Annotated in this window: 1 protein-coding gene; it reads right to left on the bottom strand. The window is 68.4% G+C overall.

All coding sequences use genetic code 11. The features are described 5' to 3' along the window. Positions 1 to 4: 4 nt before the first annotated feature. The coding region (locus tag DWF00_RS24585) for an autotransporter outer membrane beta-barrel domain-containing protein (protein ID WP_147283858.1) at positions 5 to 1,799 on the bottom strand (1,795 nt) is incomplete at its 5' end.

Raw genomic sequence — 1,799 nt, 5'->3', positions numbered from 1 at the left:
GCGCTCAGAAGCGGTAGCTGAGCTTTGCCATGCCGGTATGGGACTGGTAGCCGCTGCCGAGATCGGCGCTGTACTGCAGCTTGACGTCCCAGTTGTTGTTGCCGATCAGGTCGGCGCCCACCGTCAGGCGGCCGAGCACGTCGGGCACCGGCGTCGTCGCCTTGAAGCTCAGCGGCAGGGTCGACAGGCTGGCGAAGCGCGCCTTGGCCTCCCAGTCATCGGCATGGGTCAGCGTCAGGCCGGCACTGGCATAGGGCCACAGCGTGCCGTAGCTGCCGAGGTCGATGCTGGTGCCGATTTCGAGCGCCGCCGTCGCCGAGAGAGCCAGACTGCGTCGTCCGTCCACTGCGAGGTCGAACGGCGCCGCGCCCGTCTCGGCATAGGCGCTGCTGCCGACATAGGTGGCGTGCAGGTCGAGCGAGGGCTTCAGGTAGAAGCGTTCGAAGGCCATCTGGTAGCTGACCCGGCCATGGGCACCGACATGCCAGCTCTCCGGCGAGCCCTTGGCGGTGCCGGCGAAGTTGCCGACGATGACCTGGCGGCGGCTGTCGTACCAGCCATAGCCGGCGTCGATGCCGCCCGAGAGCAGCCAGCCGCCGGATTGGTACTTCAGCACCGCGCCGGCCATGACGCTGTCGCCGGTGACCCTGGCGGTGCCCTGCGCGCCGTCGAGGCGGCTGTTCTCGTAGGCCAGCGAGCCGCCGGCGAACCAGTCGGGCGCGACCATCCACTGGCCGCCGACCTGCAGCGTCTCCGAGGAGGAGCGGTAGCCGAGCGCATCGGTGCTGGTGTCGCGCACCGTGCTGTTGCCGAAGCCGCGGCCCCAGATGCAGGAGCCCTCCTGCGAGATCAGGCCCGTCGTGGCGTAGACCGGGCAGCTGTAGAGGTTGGTGATGAAGCTGCGGCTGCTGGCGAAGCGGGCAGCCGCGACGGCGCCGACCGTCTCGCCGGAGAGGCTGTTGAGCGCCTGCCGGTAGCCGGCTGCGTCCTTGACCCGGGCGAGCGCGGTGAAGCCGGCGTCCATGCTCGTGCCGCCGTCCCAGAGCTGCTGGAGATGGCCCGCGACCTGCCGCTGGTTGGCGCCGAGCGCGCCGGCCGCGGTGGTGAATTCGGCCTGCGGCTGCACCAGCAGGCTGTTGCCGGCCTGCTGGTGGTCGAAGCGGAACAGGTGCGTGCGGCTGGTCGAGAAGCCCGGCATGAGGGTGAGCCCCTCGGTCGCGGTGACGGTGGTGACGGCACGGTTGGCCAGCGCCGTCGGCCGCACCTCGAGCGTGCCGCCGAGCTCGACCGTGCCCTGCACGTTCAATTGGGTGGCCGTACCGGCGACGTGGTTGGTGGCGGTGATGACGCGGCCGGATCCTTCGTTCTGCAGGTTGCCGATGATCTGGATCGAGCTTGCGCCTTGCGTCAGGTCGATCGTGCCGTAATTGGTGATGGAGCCGCCAATAACAGCGATCTCGGTTAGCGGTATCAACATGCCGCTTGCCTGGTTCACCAGTGTGGGCTTCCCGACCGCGCCGATATCGCCGGCGATGGTTCCGCTGTTCTGGATGGAGGTGTTGAGCGAGTCGCCGAAGAAGGCGACGCTGCCGCTGCCCTTGGCCTGAAGATAGCCGCCGGCCGCAACGGTGAGGGTGGCGTTGCCGGCCGCGTTGATAACGACGCCATAGCTGTTGGGCCCCCCAGCCGTGACGTTGCCTTCATTGCCGATCGTCACGGAGGCATTGCTCGTATCCGGGCTGTTGCCGCGGTTCTGTGCGACGATCCCTGGCGAATTCGAGCCTGCGGTCTCGACGGTG

It is taken from the genome of Allobosea caraganae, assembly GCF_003351345.1.
Taxonomy (GTDB): Bacteria; Pseudomonadota; Alphaproteobacteria; order Rhizobiales; family Beijerinckiaceae; genus Allobosea; species Allobosea caraganae.
The sequence above is the reverse complement of the archived record's forward strand: the minus strand, read 5'-3'. Positions and strand labels throughout refer to the sequence as shown.